Genomic DNA, 15,082 nt, shown 5'->3' with positions numbered 1-15,082 from the left:
CTGCCGGATGCCCGCTCCGGCAGCGGCGGGGGGTGGCCTGACGGCTAGCCCTGCTGGGTGCGATCGACCAGCCGCGTATAGAGGTGCCAGCTCGCATAACCGAGCACCGGCAGCACGACCGCGAGGCCCATGAACAGCGGGATGCAGGCGAGCGCGAGCAACACCGCGACGATCAATCCCCAGATGGCGATCTCGACCGGGTTGCGCCGCGCGGCCCGCAGCGACGTCTGCACCGCGGCCACGAAATCGACCGGCCGGTCGACCAGCAGCGGGAAGGACACCACCGTCGTCACCAGCGTGATCGAGGCGAACAGGAAACCGGCCAGGTTGCCGAACACAATGAGCTGCCACCCTTCCGACGTGGTGAAGAGCAGCGCGGCGAAGCTGGCGAGATCGGTCGGCTGCAGCGTGCCGAGCGTCGCCTCGTAGATCGCCCAGGCCACCCCGATCCAGGCAAGGAAGAGCAACGCGAGGAAGATGCCGAGCGCGGCGATCTGTGCCGCCGACGGCCCCCGGAACGGATCGAGGAAATGCACCCATTGCGCGTCGCGCCCTTCCTCGCGCCGCCGGGCCAGCTCGTAGAAACCGACCGCGATCAGCGGCCCGAGCAGCGACAGCCCGGCGATCAGCGGCAGCAGCAGCGGGAACAGTCTGCCCCCGAGCGTCGCCCCGGCCACGACCAGCATCAGCACGGGGTAGAGTATGGCGGCAAGGATGATGTCGCCGCGCTTGTCGAGGAAATCGGACCACCCTTCGCGCAGCGCCCAGGCCAGGTCGGCGCGACCGATTTCGCGCACGACAGGGGGGTGGGACGACGACGCGGCAGGCGTAAAGGGGGCAATGGCAACCATGACAAGCCTCTCCAGGCGAGGCAGAGCGGGCCGCCGCCCGTCTCGCGTTTCAGGTTGGTTCGTGGCCCTTGATGCGGCCACACGGCCCGGCGAAGCACGATACGCTTTTGCGGGGCGGATATGAAGTATCGATTGTGGCGGTGGGAGGGGAAGAAAAAGCCCGCGTTGCGCCCCAGATCCAGTCATTCGATCATGAAGATGACGCCCCCGAAAGCAGCCGTTTCGGGGACCGCCATGCATGTCGCGTGCAGCGATCCCGAAAAATGAAAAGGGCTGTTCGCTGAACGAGCGATGCAGACCGCGGCAGGGCAGCTTGACCGGGGGTCGCCGCCACGAAACTATCGGCGTGCACGAGCTGGGAGCGCGAGATGGACCGTCGAGAGTTTCTGGCAGGCGCTACGGCCATCGGCGCCCTTGGCATATGGGCGACGCGATCGGCCGCCGCAGCGTCGCGAGTCGCATGGCGCGAGGATCGCGCTCTCTATCCCCAGGGCGTCGCGTCGGGCGATCCGGACGAGCATAGCGTCATACTCTGGACCAGGCGGCCGTTCGACCAGGGCGAGCGGCACACGCTGACGGTCGAAGTGGCGCGGGACGCGACCTTCCGCCGCGTCGTCGCCACGGCGCGCGTGCCGGTGCTGGCGGCGGCCGACTGGACCTGCCGCGCGCTCGTCGGCGGGCTCTCGCCGGCGACGACCTACTGGTACCGCTTTACGGACGACAGTGGCGCCGGCAGCCGGATCGGCCGCACGATCACTGCCCCGCGCATCACCGACCGGCGCCCGGTCCGCTTCGCGTTCGTGTCGTGCAACAGCGTCAACGAAGGCGCGCAGAACGCCTATCGCCGGATGATCTGGGAGGACGAGCGCGCGCCCGACGACCGCAAGCTTGGCTTCGTGCTGCACCTGGGCGACTTCATTTACGAAGTGGTCGAATATCCCGACGAGCTGCCGCACCGTTATGGCCGCACCGTCTATGATCTCGGCCGGATACCCGACGCCCGCAAGGTCGGCAATTTCCACGTGCCGACCAACCTGGCCGGCTATCGCCACGTCTATCGCGCGCATATCGACGATCCCGACATCCAGGACGCGCGGGCGCATTTCCCGTTCGTGTGCATCGGCGACAATCACGAATTCTCGTGGCAGGGCTGGCAGAGCTTCATCAAATATGGCGGCAAGGTGGAGCCCGCGCAGCCGCTGCGCGTCGCGGCCAACCAGGCGTGGTGGGAATATATCCCGTCGCGAGTCCGCAAGGCATCGGGCGCCGGGCTCGATCAGTTCCGGCCGCCCGCCGTGACGACCGCGCCGATCGAGACGTTCGACGATCATGGTTTCGGCACCGAGGCCAATAACCGCACCGCCGTCGGCAGCATGACCGCCTGGCGCGCGCTGCGCTACGGGCGGCACGTCGAGCTGATCCTGACCGACCTGCACAGCTACAAGATGGCGGACCCGACGGACCGGCCCGAAGCGGCCGCGCTCGATTCGGGAGAGTATCCGGTCCTCCCGCAGGAGTGGATGGAGATCGTCGATGGCGGCAAGGACTATGCCGGCGGCAATCCCCCCGCGACCATCGCGATCGGCGACAAGACCATCCCCAATTATCGCAAGGACGAGCCCCCTTACACCGCGCTCGGCCGCGAGCAGAAAGCGTGGCTCAAGCAGCGGCTGACCCGATCGACCGCGACCTGGAAGATCTGGGGCGCGACCAACGGCACGCTCGACATGCGGACCGACCCGCAGAACCTGCCCGCCGGCCTGGTGAAGGCGGCGTGGATGGGCAAGGACTACGGGACGTTTGGCGGCGGCGATGTCAGCGGCGCGTTCAACGAGCGCGCTGAGATCTACGACCTTGTCCGCGACCACAAGGTGTCGGGGTTCGTCACCGTCTCGGGCGATCGCCACAGCTTCTGGGCAGGCTATGCCGCGCCCGCGCTGCCGCCCGCCGAGTTCGCGCCGGTCGGGGTGAGCTTCATCACGGGGTCGATTTCCGCGCCGGGCTTGGGCGAGGCCGCCGAATATTTTAAGGATTCCCCCGTGCTGCCGCTGTTCGTGCGCAAGACGGCGGGTGCCGCGCCCGAGCACACGATCAATCTGACGATCAAGCGCGGCGTGCGCAGCGCGCTGGAATATGCGGCGAGCGGCGACATCGTAAAGGCGCGGGCGCTGACCAATCCCGACGTCGCGCCGCATCTGGAATTCGTCGACATGGCCGGGCACGGCTATGCCGTGGTCAGTGCCGGGCCCGACGCGATCGACACCGAATTCGTCTGCATCGTCCGCCCGATCGCGCGCGCGACCACGCCCGACGGCGGCCCGCTTCGGTACCGCGTGTCGCACCAGGCACGCCTGTGGCGGCCGGGCGCGCCGCCGAGGCTGGAGCAGCGGGTGCTCGAGGGGGATGCCAAGTTGTCGGTTTGATGACATAAGGCGCTCAAATTACGCCATTCGCGCAGGGTTTCGTGCAGCCCGAAAGCCGCCATTCGTTCAGATCGGCTCAGGATCGCCCGGCTTCCTCGATGGGCGCGCGATCATTTCGCCCGCTCGTGAACGAAACAGTTTCAACGTCGGCGATGTGTTCGCCTTGTTGTAACCGATAACCAGGTCGATCGACGGCGCTTCACCCTCCAGCTGGCGACTGACTACGGTCAACGGCAGCAGATTCTTCGCATAGGCGGGCATCAGCGCCAGCCCGCAGGTCGACGCGACCAGCGAGATTGCCATCGCCAGATTGTCCACGCCATGGTCCAGTCCGATGTCCAGCCCAACGCGGCGCAGATAATCCTGCGTCACGGCGTGCAGCACCGTGGCTTTGTTCGAGCCGCCGATAAAGACCTCGCCGACCAATTCCGAGGGGTGGATCGTTTCCTGCCGGGAGAGGCGATGATCGCCGGGCATCAGGACGATCAGCGGCTCGCGATCCACCACATCGTAGCACAGGTCGAAGGCGGGTTCGGCTCGCATGAAAGCCATGTCGAGCCGGCCGCGGACGAGCGCCTCGGCAAGGTCCGGCGAATAGTCGCTCGAGATGGTGACCTCGATGTCTTTCAGCTCGTCGTGCAGGACCTGCATGGCCCGGGGCAGCCAACTCATTTCGTGACCCGTCAGGAAGCCGATGGCGAATGTCTTCCTTGTCGGCGCCGCGGTCCTGCGTGCGGTTTCCACCGCGGCGTCGACCTGCGCGAGCGCCAGCCTGGCATGGTCGAGAAAGACCTTGCCCGCCGGAGTCAATGCGATGCCCTGCACGCTGCGGGCCATCAACGGGACACCGACTTCATATTCGAGATCGCGGATCTGGCGGCTGAGCGAGGGCTGGGCCGTGTGCAGCCGTTTGCGCGCCGCGACTGTCAGGCTGCCTTCCTCGGCGACGGCGACGAAATAGCGAAGGTGCCTCAGTTCCAATGCTCGCTCCATGCCTCATAGGTATGGGAGGCCAACCTACAAAGTCTTTTCCGGCAGCGCCAGCCATACCCACTTCCAGTCCAGCAGAGCGGATCTGCCGCAACTCCCAACCGGGCTTCCGCCACGGGCGAATCCCATATCTCGAAGGACTGGATACGTGAGCACTCAAGTTGTTTTGATCACCGGTGGATTGACTGGAATAGGGCGGGCCGCCGCCATCGCCTTCGCCAGGAAAGGCGCAAAAGTGGTCGTTTCGGGCCGGCGTGACGAGGCCGGCAAGGCGCTCGCCGATGAACTGCGCACGCTTGGAACGGAGGCCGAGTTCGTCAATGCGGATGTTCGCAAGGAGGACGATATCCGCGCCTTGGTCGACAAGACCGTCGCACGGTTCGGGCGACTCGATGTCGCGGTGAACAATGCAGCCACCGAAGGCGATCGCGGGCTGATCACCGAGCAGACGCCCGAAAGCTTTGCCACGACATTCGACACCAACGTCCTCGGTGTAGTCCTCAGCATGAAGCACGAAGTGCGCGTCATGCAGGCGCAGGGGAGCGGCAGCATCATCAACATCTCCTCGACCTACGGGCATGAGGGGGCGGCCGGGGCGTCGATCTATGTCGGCGCCAAGCACGCCGTCGAAGGCATCACCAAGTCGATTGCGCTCGAAGTCGCGAAGTCGGGAATTCGCGTAAACGCTGTCGCGCCCGGCCCTACCGACACCGGCATGTTGACCCGCTTCACCGTCACGGCGGAGAACAAGGCGGCCCTGGCGACGCAGGTTCCGCTTGGTCGGCTCGGCCTTTCCGAGGAAGTCGCCGACGGCATCGTCTTCATCGCGTCGGACGAGGCCAGATTCATCACGGGGCATGTCCTCAATGTTGACGGCGGACACAGCGCCAACTGATCCCGCCCGGGCGCGAAGCAAGCTTCGCGCCCGTTCGAGGCCCCACCAGGCATCGCACTCGCCCGCCCTGCATATCGCCCGAGCGGCACCGGAGAGAATCCAATGACCCAGTACAGCCACGACACAGCTCCGACCCAGTTCGTCGAGGCGCAAGGCATCCGCTTCGCCTATCGCCGCTTCGGCAAGCAGGGCGGCGTTCCGATCGTCTTCAACCAGCATTTCACCGGCACGATGGACTATTGGGATCCGGCCGTGACCGATGGCCTCGCGCGGGACCGTGAAGTGATCCTGTTCAACAATGCCGGCGTCTCCAATTCATCGGGCGAGACGCCAACCAGCTTCCAGCAGATGGGCGCCAATGCGATCGCCTTCATCCGGGCCCTGGGTCTAGATCAGGTGGACGTGCTCGGCTTTTCGATTGGCGGCTTCGTCGCACAGGAGATCACGCTGCAGGCGTCTGATCTGGTCCGCAAGCTGATCCTGGTCGGCACCGGTACGCGCGGTGCCGACATGTCGCAGAGCCAGTCCCAGGCGATCTTCGCCGGCAACTACGACCCGCCGGAACATCTCTGGCTCGCAGTCCATTTTTCGCCGTCCGAGGCGGGCCGCGCCGCCGGTCTCGCTTTCATCGAACGCAAGCTGCGCCGTCAGGATCGCGATCCGGAAGTCAACGAGCAGACCGTCGCCGCGCAGCTCGATGCAATCGGCAAATATGTGACGCCGAGCGAAGGGGTGCTCGATTACCTCAGGACGATCCGGCAGCCGGTGCTGGTCGTGCAGGGCAGCAACGACGTGATCATTCCGACGAAGCACTCCTACGTGCTCCAGCAGAATATCCCGAACGCCCAGTTGATCCTCTATCCGGACTCCAACCACGGCTCCTTCTATCAGTATCCGGAGCTGTTCGTGGCCCACGCCACACTGTTCCTGAACGCCTGACCCGCCCCGCCCTTTCATCGACGAGCCGTCCCCGTCGCGGACATCTCCGCGGCGACCGGCCCCTCAGGCCCAAAGGAGACTGATCATGAGCGCTTATATCACCGTCGAACTCACGGTTCGCGACGTCGAAGCCAAGAATCGCTATTCGGCGGCAGCCGACCCGATCCTGAAATCATTCGGTGGCGAATTCCTTGCCGGTGGGCCTATCACTGCGCTGTTCGGCGAGCAGCAATTCGCCAACGGCTCGATCATCCGTTTCCCGGATCGTGAGGCGGCACTGAGCTTCTACAATGCACCTGAATATCAGGCGCTGCTCGAAGGCCGCGCATTGGGTATCGACTGCCGCTTCAGCCTCTTGGGCTGACGAGCCAGGGACCCCAGATCTGTCACCCAATTCAAATGCAGGATGATGCGATGACCAAGACCATCAAGATTCCCGGCCCGGATCACCCGATCAGCATCGAGCGCAATCCCAAGCGTGTCGTCGTCATGCTTGGAGACCAAGTGATCGCGGATACCACCGACGCTCTGACGCTGCGCGAGGCCAGCTACGCCGCTGTCCAGTATATCCCGCGCAAGGATGTCGACATGGCGGCGCTCGATCGGTCCGAGACGTCAAGCTACTGCCCATTCAAAGGCGATGCGTCCTACTACAGCATCCCGGCTGGGGGTGCGCGCTCGGGCGATGCGGTCTGGACGTATGAAGCGCCATATGGTGCCGTCGCCGCGATCAAGGATCATCTCGCCTTCTATCCCGATCGCGTGGACACCATCGAAGAATGCGATTGACACCTTTCAGGCCACAGCCGCCCCAAGGGGCATCGGTTCGGCACGAAGTTTCGCATTGCGATGATATGCTGGCTTTTCGCGTTCCCCACGATGTCGAATCTTGTTGGTAGCGGACATTCTCGCGCATCGGCATGAAGGGTAAAGGGCTGGTCTGGTTTGGTCCGCTCTCTCGCCCTCACTGCCGAAAACAGCCGTTCCGATAACGGCCAAATTCAGTCATGTGCCAGGCTCGGCCCGAGAAGATCGCCGGCCACCGCTCGCATCGACCCCCTCAATACCCCGCGTCGAGATCCACCACGTTCCGCATCTCCCGCCCCGCGAGAAACGCCTCCAGATTCTCCACAAACAACGCCGCCGCGCGCTGAAACATCTTCGTCTGGCTCCGCCCCGAAAGATGCATCGTGTGGATCGTGTTCGGCGCATCCCATAACGGATGCTCCGGCGGCAGCGGCTCAGGGGTCACCGTGTCGAGGAACGCCCCCGCGATCCGCCGCCTGGTCAGCGCCTCGATCAGCGCGTCCTGATCGACCATGTCGCCGCGCGCGATGTTGACCAGCCAGGCGCTCGGCTTCATCGCCGCCAGCTCGTCCGCGCCTATCAGCGCCTTGGTTTCGCCGGTCGAGGGCGCCGCCAGGATCACCCAGTCATAATCGCCGATCGTCGCGACCCAGGCGTCGGGCGTCAGCGTGCCGTCGCGGCCCGACCGCGTCACGCCGGTCACCTCGACGCCGAACGCCTTCAGCCGGTCGCCGATCAGCGCGCCGATCGTGCCGTATCCGACGATCAGCGCTTTCGTCTCGAACAGCTCGATCTGCCCCGGCGGGGTCAGTGTCCATTCGTGGCGATCGGCGATGCGCACTACTTCGTCGAAGCGCTTGGCCGCGGCGAGCACGCCCATCACCGCATATTCCGCCACCGCCAGCGCATTGATGCCGGTGCCGTTGGTCACGATCGTGCCCTGCCGGCGCAGCGCTGGCAGGTCGAGAAAGTCGATCCCGGCCAGGATCGTGAACAGCCATTTGAGGTGCGTCGCGCGCAGCACCGCCTCGCCGATCGTGCCGGTGCGCTGCATATCGACCCAGGCGATGTCGGCATCGACGATCATCGCCATCGCGTCCTCGCGGCTGGCGAACCAGGACACATCGAGTCCCGCGGGCAGCTTCGGTTCGAGCAGCGGACGGGCGAGGGCAGGGAGGACGGCTTTCATCGGGGCACCTCTCGTCGCCCCGGATGGGCTCCGGGATCGCAGCCGGTTCATGCCGCGCGGTCCGCGCCGCGACAAGCCTGGTGCCCTCGGTGCCGGATCGATTCAATGCTTTGGCGAGTCAGCGCAGGAGACGGCCGCGCAAAGGCCTGCCCGACGCGCACCCGCTCTTTGATATCGTCGATGAATGTTGGACGTTTTTTCCGCGATTTTTGCCGCGGAACAGCGGAAGTTTCGGCTGTTCCGCCGCGATTTTACCGCTGTTATGCGATAACAGGGAAAGCGCCAGCAAGCCGTTGTAAAGCAGGCGAAAATCCGTGCCGAAAATCCAACATAACAGCGGAAAGAAAAAATGCGCTGCCGCTGCCCGAGTCGTGTTGGAAGATTTTGGGCCTAGAGCTTCGGCTTCCAGTCCCAGCCCAGCAGGTCGCCGTCCATCACCTCGACGCCGGCCGCCGCCAGTTCGTCGCGGATCGCATCGGACTGCGCAAAGTCCTTCGCCGCCCGCGCTTCCTTGCGTTCGGCCAGCCGCGCCTCGATCGCCTCGGACGAGATCGCCGCACTCGCCGGCTTCACCCGCAACGCTTCCCGCGTCAGCGTGGCGAGCTTCAGGCCCAGCACCTCGTCGAACACCGCCAGCGTCTTCAGTCGCGTCGCCGGCGACAGCTTCTTGTCGCCGAGCATCTCGTCCAGGACCGGCAAGGCGCGGGGCGTGTTGAGATCGTCGGACACGGCCGCGTCCAGCGCGTCGAGATAGCGCGCCGCATCGCCCGTCTCGGTCCCGTCGATCCGGTCGCGGAGTGCCTGCGCCGTCATCACCAGCCGCTTCAACCGGGTGGAGGAGGCGGCAAGATTCTCGCCGCTGAACTCCAGCTCGCTCCGGTAATGCGCGCTCAGGCACATCAGGCGATAGGCGAGGGGGTGGATGCCGGCATCGATCAGCGTCTGCAGCCGGGTGAAGTCGCCCGACGACTTGCTCATCTTGCCCTTCTCGCGCTCGACCAGGAAGTTGTTGTGCATCCAGATCGTCGCGCCGGTGTCGGCGCAGTCGCAATGCGCCTGGTTCTGCGCGATCTCGTTGGGGTGGTGGATCTCGCGGTGGTCGATGCCTCCGGTATGGATATCGAAGTTCGCACCGAGGAAATGCTGGCTCATCACCGAGCATTCGAGATGCCAGCCGGGCGCGCCGCGGCCCCAGGGCGATTCCCACTCCATCTGCCGGTTCTCGCCCGGCGGGGATTTGCGCCAGATTGCGAAATCCTGCGGGTTGCGCTTGCCCGCGACCGGGTCAATCCGTCCTTCGCGCTCGTCATCGGCGACGCGCGCGAGCCGGCCGTAATCGGGCACGGTCGACACGTCGAAATACAGCCCGCTCTCCAGCTCGTAGCAATGCTGGGGCGCGATCTTCTCGGCAAAGGCGATCATGCCCTGGATATGGTCGGTCGCGAGCGGGAAGTGAGTCGGGGTGCGGATGTTGAGGTCCGCGATATTCTCCTTGAACGCCGCGGTATAATGCGCGGCGATATCCCAGATGCTCTGCGCGCTGGCCTTGGCCGCCGCTTCCATCTTGTCGTCGCCGGCATCCGCGTCGGAGGTCAGGTGGCCGACATCGGTGATGTTGATGACATGGGTGAGCGGATAGCCCTTCCAGGTCAGCACCCGGCTCAGCGTGTCGGTGAAGACATAGGCGCGCAGATTGCCGACATGGACATAATTGTAGACCGTCGGCCCGCACGAATAGACGCGGACATTGGCGGGGTCGATCGGGCTGAACGGCTCGAGCGAGCGGGTCAGGCTGTTGTACAGGGTCAGGGGCGTACCGGTCATGCGCGCCGCAATAGCGGGCTGCGGCCATCGTGCAAACGCCTCGCGGCCACAGCCCGCCTCCTGGCCCCCCGGACCAGGGTCTCGATGAAAAAGGGGCCCCGGCCGACGAGGGATAGGCCGGCCGGGGCGGTGCGGCGACAGGGGCGCGCCGCACCATCTCGTGGCGCTAGCGCGCGATGCCGATCGTCGCCGTGCCGGTATAGCCCGCGCTCGGGCTGCCGGTCAGCGTCGGCGTCATCGCGGCGATCTGCGCGCTGGTGTTGTCGCCGAACACGCCGTCCGAACTGATCGGCGTCGCCGCATAGCGCGTCGCGCTGCCGGGATAGGTCGTGGTGTCGGCAAAGACGGCCGCACAGGCGGCGGCGGGCATGGCGAGCTGCGATGTCAGCACCGCATATTGGCCGTTGGTGGCGGCGGACAGGCTCGAAAAGACCTCGAAATGCATGTGCGGATACCGCCCCGAATAGGCGGCGGGGAAGATCGTGGTGAAAGTGACCTGCCCGGCGCTGTCCGTCACCTGGATGCCGCGCAGATAGCTTTCCGCGGCCGCGGTATAGAGCGAATAATTGCCGCTCCGGTCGCAGTGCCAGAGATAGACGGCATAGCCGACCAGGGGTGCGCAGGCGCTGTTCACGTTCACGACGGTCAAGGTGATATCGACCCGGACGCCGCCCGCCACGGTCGTGGAACTGATGAAGCTCGACCTGATGTCGCTTCGGACGATGCCGCTCACGGTCAGCACGTTGGAGGTCGATCCGCTCGAGGTGTTGGTGCCGTCGCCAGGATAGGGGCCGGAGGTCTCGGCCGGATCGGCGATGCAGGTCCCGCTCGATGTCGAGGTCGGCGTCGGCGTTGGGGTGGGGGTTGGAGTCGGCGTCGGTGTCGGCGTGCTGCTCACCACGGTGAGGCTGTCGCTCGACGAACCCGAGCTGCCGCAGCCGGCGACCAACGCGGCGGTGCCGGCGCCGGCGAACCATTTGAGCGCGCGCCGGCGCTCGACCAGCGCTGCCATGACCCGCAGGTCATGCGCAAAGCCCCGGTCGTGATCGTCGTCCTGATGATGGTCCATGATTGTCTCCCTGAAAGTGTCGGGAGACATCTGGAGGCCGAAGCGCACCGCGATATTTCGGCGGCTCACGCCTTTGTTGCAGCATATTTCAGCGCGCCAGCGGCAGCCGCACCAGCACGCGCCCGCCGCCGTCATGGCTGCCCAGCGAGACGGTCCCGCCATGCGCCTCGGCGATCGACCGGACGATGGCGAGGCCAAGTCCGGTGCCCCCCGTCTCGCGATTGCGAGAGGGGTCGCCCCGCATGAAGGGCTCGAACAGCCGGTCGGGCAGGGGGCCGAAGCCGGGGCCGGCATCGTCGATCCTGATCTCTGCAACCGCGCCGTCGATCCGCCACGACAGCGCCGCGCTGTCGCCGTAGCGGACCGCGTTCTCGACGAGATTGCCGAACAGCCGGCGCAGGGCGCCGGGATCGCCCCGCACGATGGCGCGCTCGCCATGCTCAAGCGTGGCTGGCACACCGGCCACGCTCATGTCCTCGACCAGGCTGTCGAGCAGGCTGCCGAGATCGATTCGCTGGTCGGCGCGCTCCCCGACCTCGTTCCGCGTAAGCCGCAGCGTGTCGCCGAGCATCGTGCGCATCTCGTCGATATCGGCGGCGGCGCGCACCCGCGCTGTTTCGGGCAGCTGCTCGATCCAGAAGGCGATGCGCGACAGGGGGGTGCCGAGGTCATGGGCGATCGCCGCGAGCATCACGGTACGGCCCTCGGCGTCGCGCGTCAGGCGTTGGTGCATCGCCGAGACGGCGCTGGCCAGGTCGCGCACCTCGGCCGCGCCGCCTTGCGGGATCGGCCCGAGCGGCGCGCCGACCCGGGCGGCGGCGGCGGTCCGGCCCAATAGGCGCAGCGGCCGGGAGATCGCCCGGGACAGCAGCCAGGCCGGCCCCGCGAGCAACAGGATCGCGCCCAGCACCGCCAGGAACATGGTGAGCTGCCACTGGGAGACGAGCGGCTGCGCCTCGGTCCGCACCACGCGCCAGCGCGCCTTGTCGACCGCACCGATGGTGAAGCCGCCGACCACCGCGCCCGGCGCGAACACCATCCGCTCGTCGCGATAGGCGACGACCCGGCTCGACGGCAGGCCGATCGCGGCGGCGACCTGCTCCGCCAGCTCCCGATCCGGCTGCTCGCCCCGGCGCGGTGTCGGCTCGTTCGTCGCGATGCCGAACGTCAGCCCGCGCGGGGGGCTCATGCTCATGCGCGGCGCGCCCGGGCGGGGAGGGGGCGGCTTGCCGAACCGACCGTCCTGCGGCCTGCGGGGAGGGGGCATCGGCCCCGGCGCCGGGATCATCGCGGTGCGGGCAAGTGGCGTTCCGGTCCTCAGCACATGGGCAATATTGTCCATCATCTGCGGCGCCGGGCGCGGCGGCGGGCCGATGAAGGTGATAGCGATAAAGCCAGTCGCCATCACTGCCACCGCGCCGATCACCAGCGCGAAGATCGAAACCGCGATCGAACGCGGGCGGCTAGCGGCGGGCGACATCGGCGACGAACATATAGCCTTCGTTGCGCACCGTGCGGATCAGGTCCTCCGCGCCGCTCCGTTCGAGCTTCCGCCGCAGCCGGCTGATCTGCACGTCGATCGCCCGGTCGAAATGCTCGGTGTTCACGCCCCGCGAGAGATCGAGCAGCTGGTCGCGGTTGAGCACGCGCCGCGGGTTCTCGACCAGGGCGAGCAGCAGGCGGAACTCGCCGTCGGACAGGTTGATGACGACATCGTCCGGGTCGATCAGCTCGCGCCCGACCGGATCGAGCCGCCAGCCGGCAAAGCGCCACCAGGCGCGGGCCGGGGCTGTGGCGCGGCGCTCGCCAAGCTGGTTGCGTCGGAGCACCGACCGTATCCGGGCGAGCAGCTCGCGCGGGTTGGCCGGCTTGGCGAGATAGTCGTCCGCCCCCATTTCGAGCCCGACGATCTTGTCGACCTCCTCGCCGATCACCGACAGGATGATGATCGGCGGGCTGGTGTCGCGATCCAGGCTGCGCAGAATGGAAAGGCCGTCCTCGCCCGGCATCATCACGTCGAGCACGATCAGCGCATAGTCGCGGGCCGCCATGGCCTCGCGCATCGCCGCGCCATCGGCCGCGACGTCGACCAGATAACCATGGCTCGCCAGGAACTCGGCCGTCAGCTCGCGGATACCGGGGTCGTCGTCGACGACGAGGAGGCGGGTGGCGAGGTCCACGGTATCGGCTGTCTCTTGCATCCGCTGGCAGTTGATATCCACGCGTATCGCCTGCATTGCAGCGCTGCAATGAATTGAGGATTGCGCCGCCCTGTTGCGCGCGGGCAACACCTCCTGCCCCCATCGCCAGGGGCATTTCGGCTTGAAAACACGCGTCTCGCCTGATAGGGGCCCTCCCACACGGCGCAAACCCATGTTTGCGACGACCTATTTCTATTGACCGGAGACCTGCGGGTTTATGCAAATCATCGTTCGCGACAACAATGTCGACCAGGCGCTGCGCGCCCTGAAGAAGAAGCTGCAGCGCGAGGGCGTCTATCGCGAGATGAAGCTGCGCCGTCACTACGAGAAGCCCAGCGAGAAGCGCGCCCGTGAGCGTGCCGCTGCCGTCCGCCGCGCCCGCAAGCTGGAGCGCAAGCGGCTGGAGCGTGACGGGGCGCGGTAAAACCGCCGGTGCGGGGGCTGGCGCCCTCGCGCTTCCTGTCTTCTCAATCCCGGCCGCCCCTCAAGGCGCCGTGTAAGGGTGCCCGACGATGTCCACGATCACCGCAGTGCCGCTGCAGCCCACGAAGCGTAGCGTTCTGGTGTATCTGTGGATCGGCATCCTGGTCGCGGTGCTGGGCGCTGGCTGGCTGGCGATGCGCGGCACCGAGCAGGTCGTCGCGCTCAAGGGCTCCAATGCCCAGTTCCTCGCCTGGAACAAGACCCGCCCCGGCGTGGTCGAGACCGCATCCGGCCTGCAATATCAGGTTCTGAAGCCCGGCGAGGGTCCCCGGCCGACCGCGACCGACCTCGCGGGCGTGATGTATGTTGGCAAGCTCCGCGACGGCACCGTGTTCGACGCCTCGCAGCAGCCGGTGCCGTTCCCGCTCTCCGGCGGCGCGGTCCCGGGCTTCCTCGAGGCGCTGAAGCTGATGCCCAAGGATGCGAAGTACCGCTTCTGGCTGAAGCCGGAGTTGGCGTACGGCAGCCAGTCGCCCGATCCGACCAAGATCCCCAACGACTCCATCCTCATCTTCGACGTCGACATGCTCGGCTTCATGCCCGAGGCGGTCTATCGCCAGCGCATGATGCAACAGCAGCAGATGCAGCAGATGCCCCAGGGTGGCCCGCCCGCGGCGCCCTGATCCGTTCCCTTTCCAGCTGCCGCGCGAACCCCTGCGCCGCGGCACTCAGGAGCCTCCCGATGGCCACCATTCCGCCGACCGCCAAGAAGCCCTTCGACGCCAAGCCGATCCTCTATGTAGTGCTCGGCATCGCCCTCGGCGTGCTGGCCACGCTCGGGACGCTCCAGGGCATGGCCTGGTGGAAGGTGCAGAACGAGCCGTCGGTGGTCTTCCTCAAGAAGAACCGCAGCGACAAGACCGTGGTCGAGCTGCCCTCGGGCCTGCAGTACAAGATCATCACCCCCGGCAAGGGCGGGCCCAAGCCGACCGACTCCGACGTCGCCCTGGTTAATTACGAAGGCAAGCTGACCGACGGCACCACCTTCGACAAGTCGCAGCAGCCGACCCCGATGAAGGTGAACGAGGTCGTGCCCGGCTTCTCCGAAGCGCTGAAGCAGATGTCCAAAGGCTCGAAGTACCGCTTCTGGATCAAGCCGAGCCTCGGCTATGGCGACAAGGTGACCGGCCCGATCCCGGCCAATTCGGTGCTGGTGTTCGATGTCGAGCTGCTCGATTTCCTGCCCGAGGCGGTGATCCGCCAGATGCAGATGCAGCAGCAGATGCAGGGCGCCATGCCCCCGGGCGCTGGCGTGCCGCCACCGCCGGGAGCGCCCGCACCGAAGAAATAAGCCCGGCGCAAGCCGTCCGACCCCTCGGGCGGCTGTGCCTAGTTGTGGAGCCTCAACAGGTTGTTCTCGGTTAGGCCGAGGCGGCTGATGGGTGTGTGGTGTTTTAGACTGCGATGTGGT

General features: G+C 66.3%; 15 protein-coding genes. 8 read left to right on the top strand and 7 right to left on the bottom strand.

From position 1 onward, the window contains the following. Positions 1-44: 44 nt before the first annotated feature. Positions 45-797 carry a DUF2189 domain-containing protein gene (locus AC1RT8_RS23145; protein ID WP_493078737.1) on the bottom strand — a complete coding sequence of 251 codons (753 nt, stop codon included), beginning with the start codon at positions 795-797 and terminating at the stop codon, positions 45-47. Between the two features lie 422 nt (positions 798-1,219). Between AC1RT8_RS23145 and AC1RT8_RS23140 the strand changes: the two genes are divergently transcribed. Then, the gene (locus AC1RT8_RS23140; RefSeq protein ID WP_493078735.1) at positions 1,220-3,274 is read left to right on the top strand and encodes an alkaline phosphatase D family protein; all 2,055 of its coding nucleotides are present in this window, start codon (positions 1,220-1,222) and stop codon (positions 3,272-3,274) included. Positions 3,275-3,340: 66 nt separating this feature from the next. On the opposite strand, the gene AC1RT8_RS23135 is transcribed toward AC1RT8_RS23140, so the two are convergent. Continuing rightward, complete coding sequence (locus AC1RT8_RS23135; RefSeq protein ID WP_493078733.1) at positions 3,341-4,255, bottom strand: LysR substrate-binding domain-containing protein; 915 nt, start codon at positions 4,253-4,255, stop codon at positions 3,341-3,343. A gap of 157 nt (positions 4,256-4,412) precedes the next feature. Between AC1RT8_RS23135 and AC1RT8_RS23130 the strand changes: the two genes are divergently transcribed. The 4 genes from AC1RT8_RS23130 to AC1RT8_RS23115 all read left to right on the top strand — a co-directional run bounded on the left by AC1RT8_RS23130 (position 4,413) and on the right by AC1RT8_RS23115 (position 6,887). After that, a complete protein-coding gene (locus AC1RT8_RS23130; protein ID WP_493078731.1) occupies positions 4,413-5,159 on the top strand; it encodes an SDR family NAD(P)-dependent oxidoreductase in 747 nt (248 codons plus the stop codon). 102 nt (positions 5,160-5,261) lie between these two features. Next, on the top strand, positions 5,262-6,098 hold the full coding sequence (locus AC1RT8_RS23125) for an alpha/beta fold hydrolase (protein ID WP_493078729.1): 837 nt from the start codon (positions 5,262-5,264) through the stop codon (positions 6,096-6,098). Between the two features lie 85 nt (positions 6,099-6,183). Continuing rightward, positions 6,184-6,462 carry a DUF1330 domain-containing protein gene (locus AC1RT8_RS23120; RefSeq protein ID WP_493078727.1) on the top strand — a complete coding sequence of 93 codons (279 nt, stop codon included), beginning with the start codon at positions 6,184-6,186 and terminating at the stop codon, positions 6,460-6,462. 50 nt (positions 6,463-6,512) lie between these two features. After that, positions 6,513-6,887: a DUF427 domain-containing protein gene (locus tag AC1RT8_RS23115; RefSeq protein ID WP_493078725.1), complete on the top strand. Its 375-nt coding sequence runs from the start codon at positions 6,513-6,515 to the stop codon at positions 6,885-6,887. Between the two features lie 271 nt (positions 6,888-7,158). On the opposite strand, the gene AC1RT8_RS23110 is transcribed toward AC1RT8_RS23115, so the two are convergent. The 5 genes from AC1RT8_RS23110 to AC1RT8_RS23090 all read right to left on the bottom strand — a co-directional run bounded on the left by AC1RT8_RS23110 (position 7,159) and on the right by AC1RT8_RS23090 (position 13,188). Beyond that, the gene (locus AC1RT8_RS23110; RefSeq protein ID WP_493078724.1) at positions 7,159-8,094 is read right to left on the bottom strand and encodes a D-2-hydroxyacid dehydrogenase; all 936 of its coding nucleotides are present in this window, start codon (positions 8,092-8,094) and stop codon (positions 7,159-7,161) included. Positions 8,095-8,484: 390 nt separating this feature from the next. Next, complete coding sequence (gene cysS, locus AC1RT8_RS23105; protein WP_493078723.1) at positions 8,485-9,918, bottom strand: cysteine--tRNA ligase; 1,434 nt, start codon at positions 9,916-9,918, stop codon at positions 8,485-8,487. Positions 9,919-10,084: 166 nt separating this feature from the next. Further along, the gene (locus tag AC1RT8_RS23100; RefSeq protein WP_493078721.1) at positions 10,085-10,987 is read right to left on the bottom strand and encodes a dioxygenase family protein; all 903 of its coding nucleotides are present in this window, start codon (positions 10,985-10,987) and stop codon (positions 10,085-10,087) included. An 88-nt stretch (positions 10,988-11,075) separates the two neighbouring features. After that, positions 11,076-12,467, bottom strand: coding sequence for a sensor histidine kinase (locus tag AC1RT8_RS23095; RefSeq protein WP_493078720.1), 1,392 nt, complete (start codon positions 12,465-12,467; stop codon positions 11,076-11,078). Beyond that, positions 12,451-13,188, bottom strand: a complete 738-nt coding sequence (locus AC1RT8_RS23090; RefSeq protein WP_493078718.1) for a response regulator — start codon at positions 13,186-13,188, stop codon at positions 12,451-12,453. Before AC1RT8_RS23090 ends, AC1RT8_RS23095 begins: the two co-directional genes overlap by 17 nt. Positions 13,189-13,405: 217 nt before the next feature. Between AC1RT8_RS23090 and rpsU the strand changes: the two genes are divergently transcribed. The 3 genes from rpsU to AC1RT8_RS23075 all read left to right on the top strand — a co-directional run bounded on the left by rpsU (position 13,406) and on the right by AC1RT8_RS23075 (position 14,962). Beyond that, the gene (rpsU, locus tag AC1RT8_RS23085; protein WP_034160206.1) at positions 13,406-13,612 is read left to right on the top strand and encodes a 30S ribosomal protein S21; all 207 of its coding nucleotides are present in this window, start codon (positions 13,406-13,408) and stop codon (positions 13,610-13,612) included. 88 nt (positions 13,613-13,700) lie between these two features. Further along, complete coding sequence (locus tag AC1RT8_RS23080) at positions 13,701-14,294, top strand: FKBP-type peptidyl-prolyl cis-trans isomerase (protein WP_493078715.1); 594 nt, start codon at positions 13,701-13,703, stop codon at positions 14,292-14,294. Between the two features lie 59 nt (positions 14,295-14,353). Further along, positions 14,354-14,962, top strand: a complete 609-nt coding sequence (locus tag AC1RT8_RS23075; protein WP_493078713.1) for an FKBP-type peptidyl-prolyl cis-trans isomerase — start codon at positions 14,354-14,356, stop codon at positions 14,960-14,962. Positions 14,963-15,082: the final 120 nt, after the last annotated feature.

Source organism: Sphingomonas sp. GW821-FHT10F11 (assembly GCF_058809095.1).
Note: the sequence above shows the minus strand (reverse complement) of the source record. Positions and strands in the feature narration are given on the sequence as shown.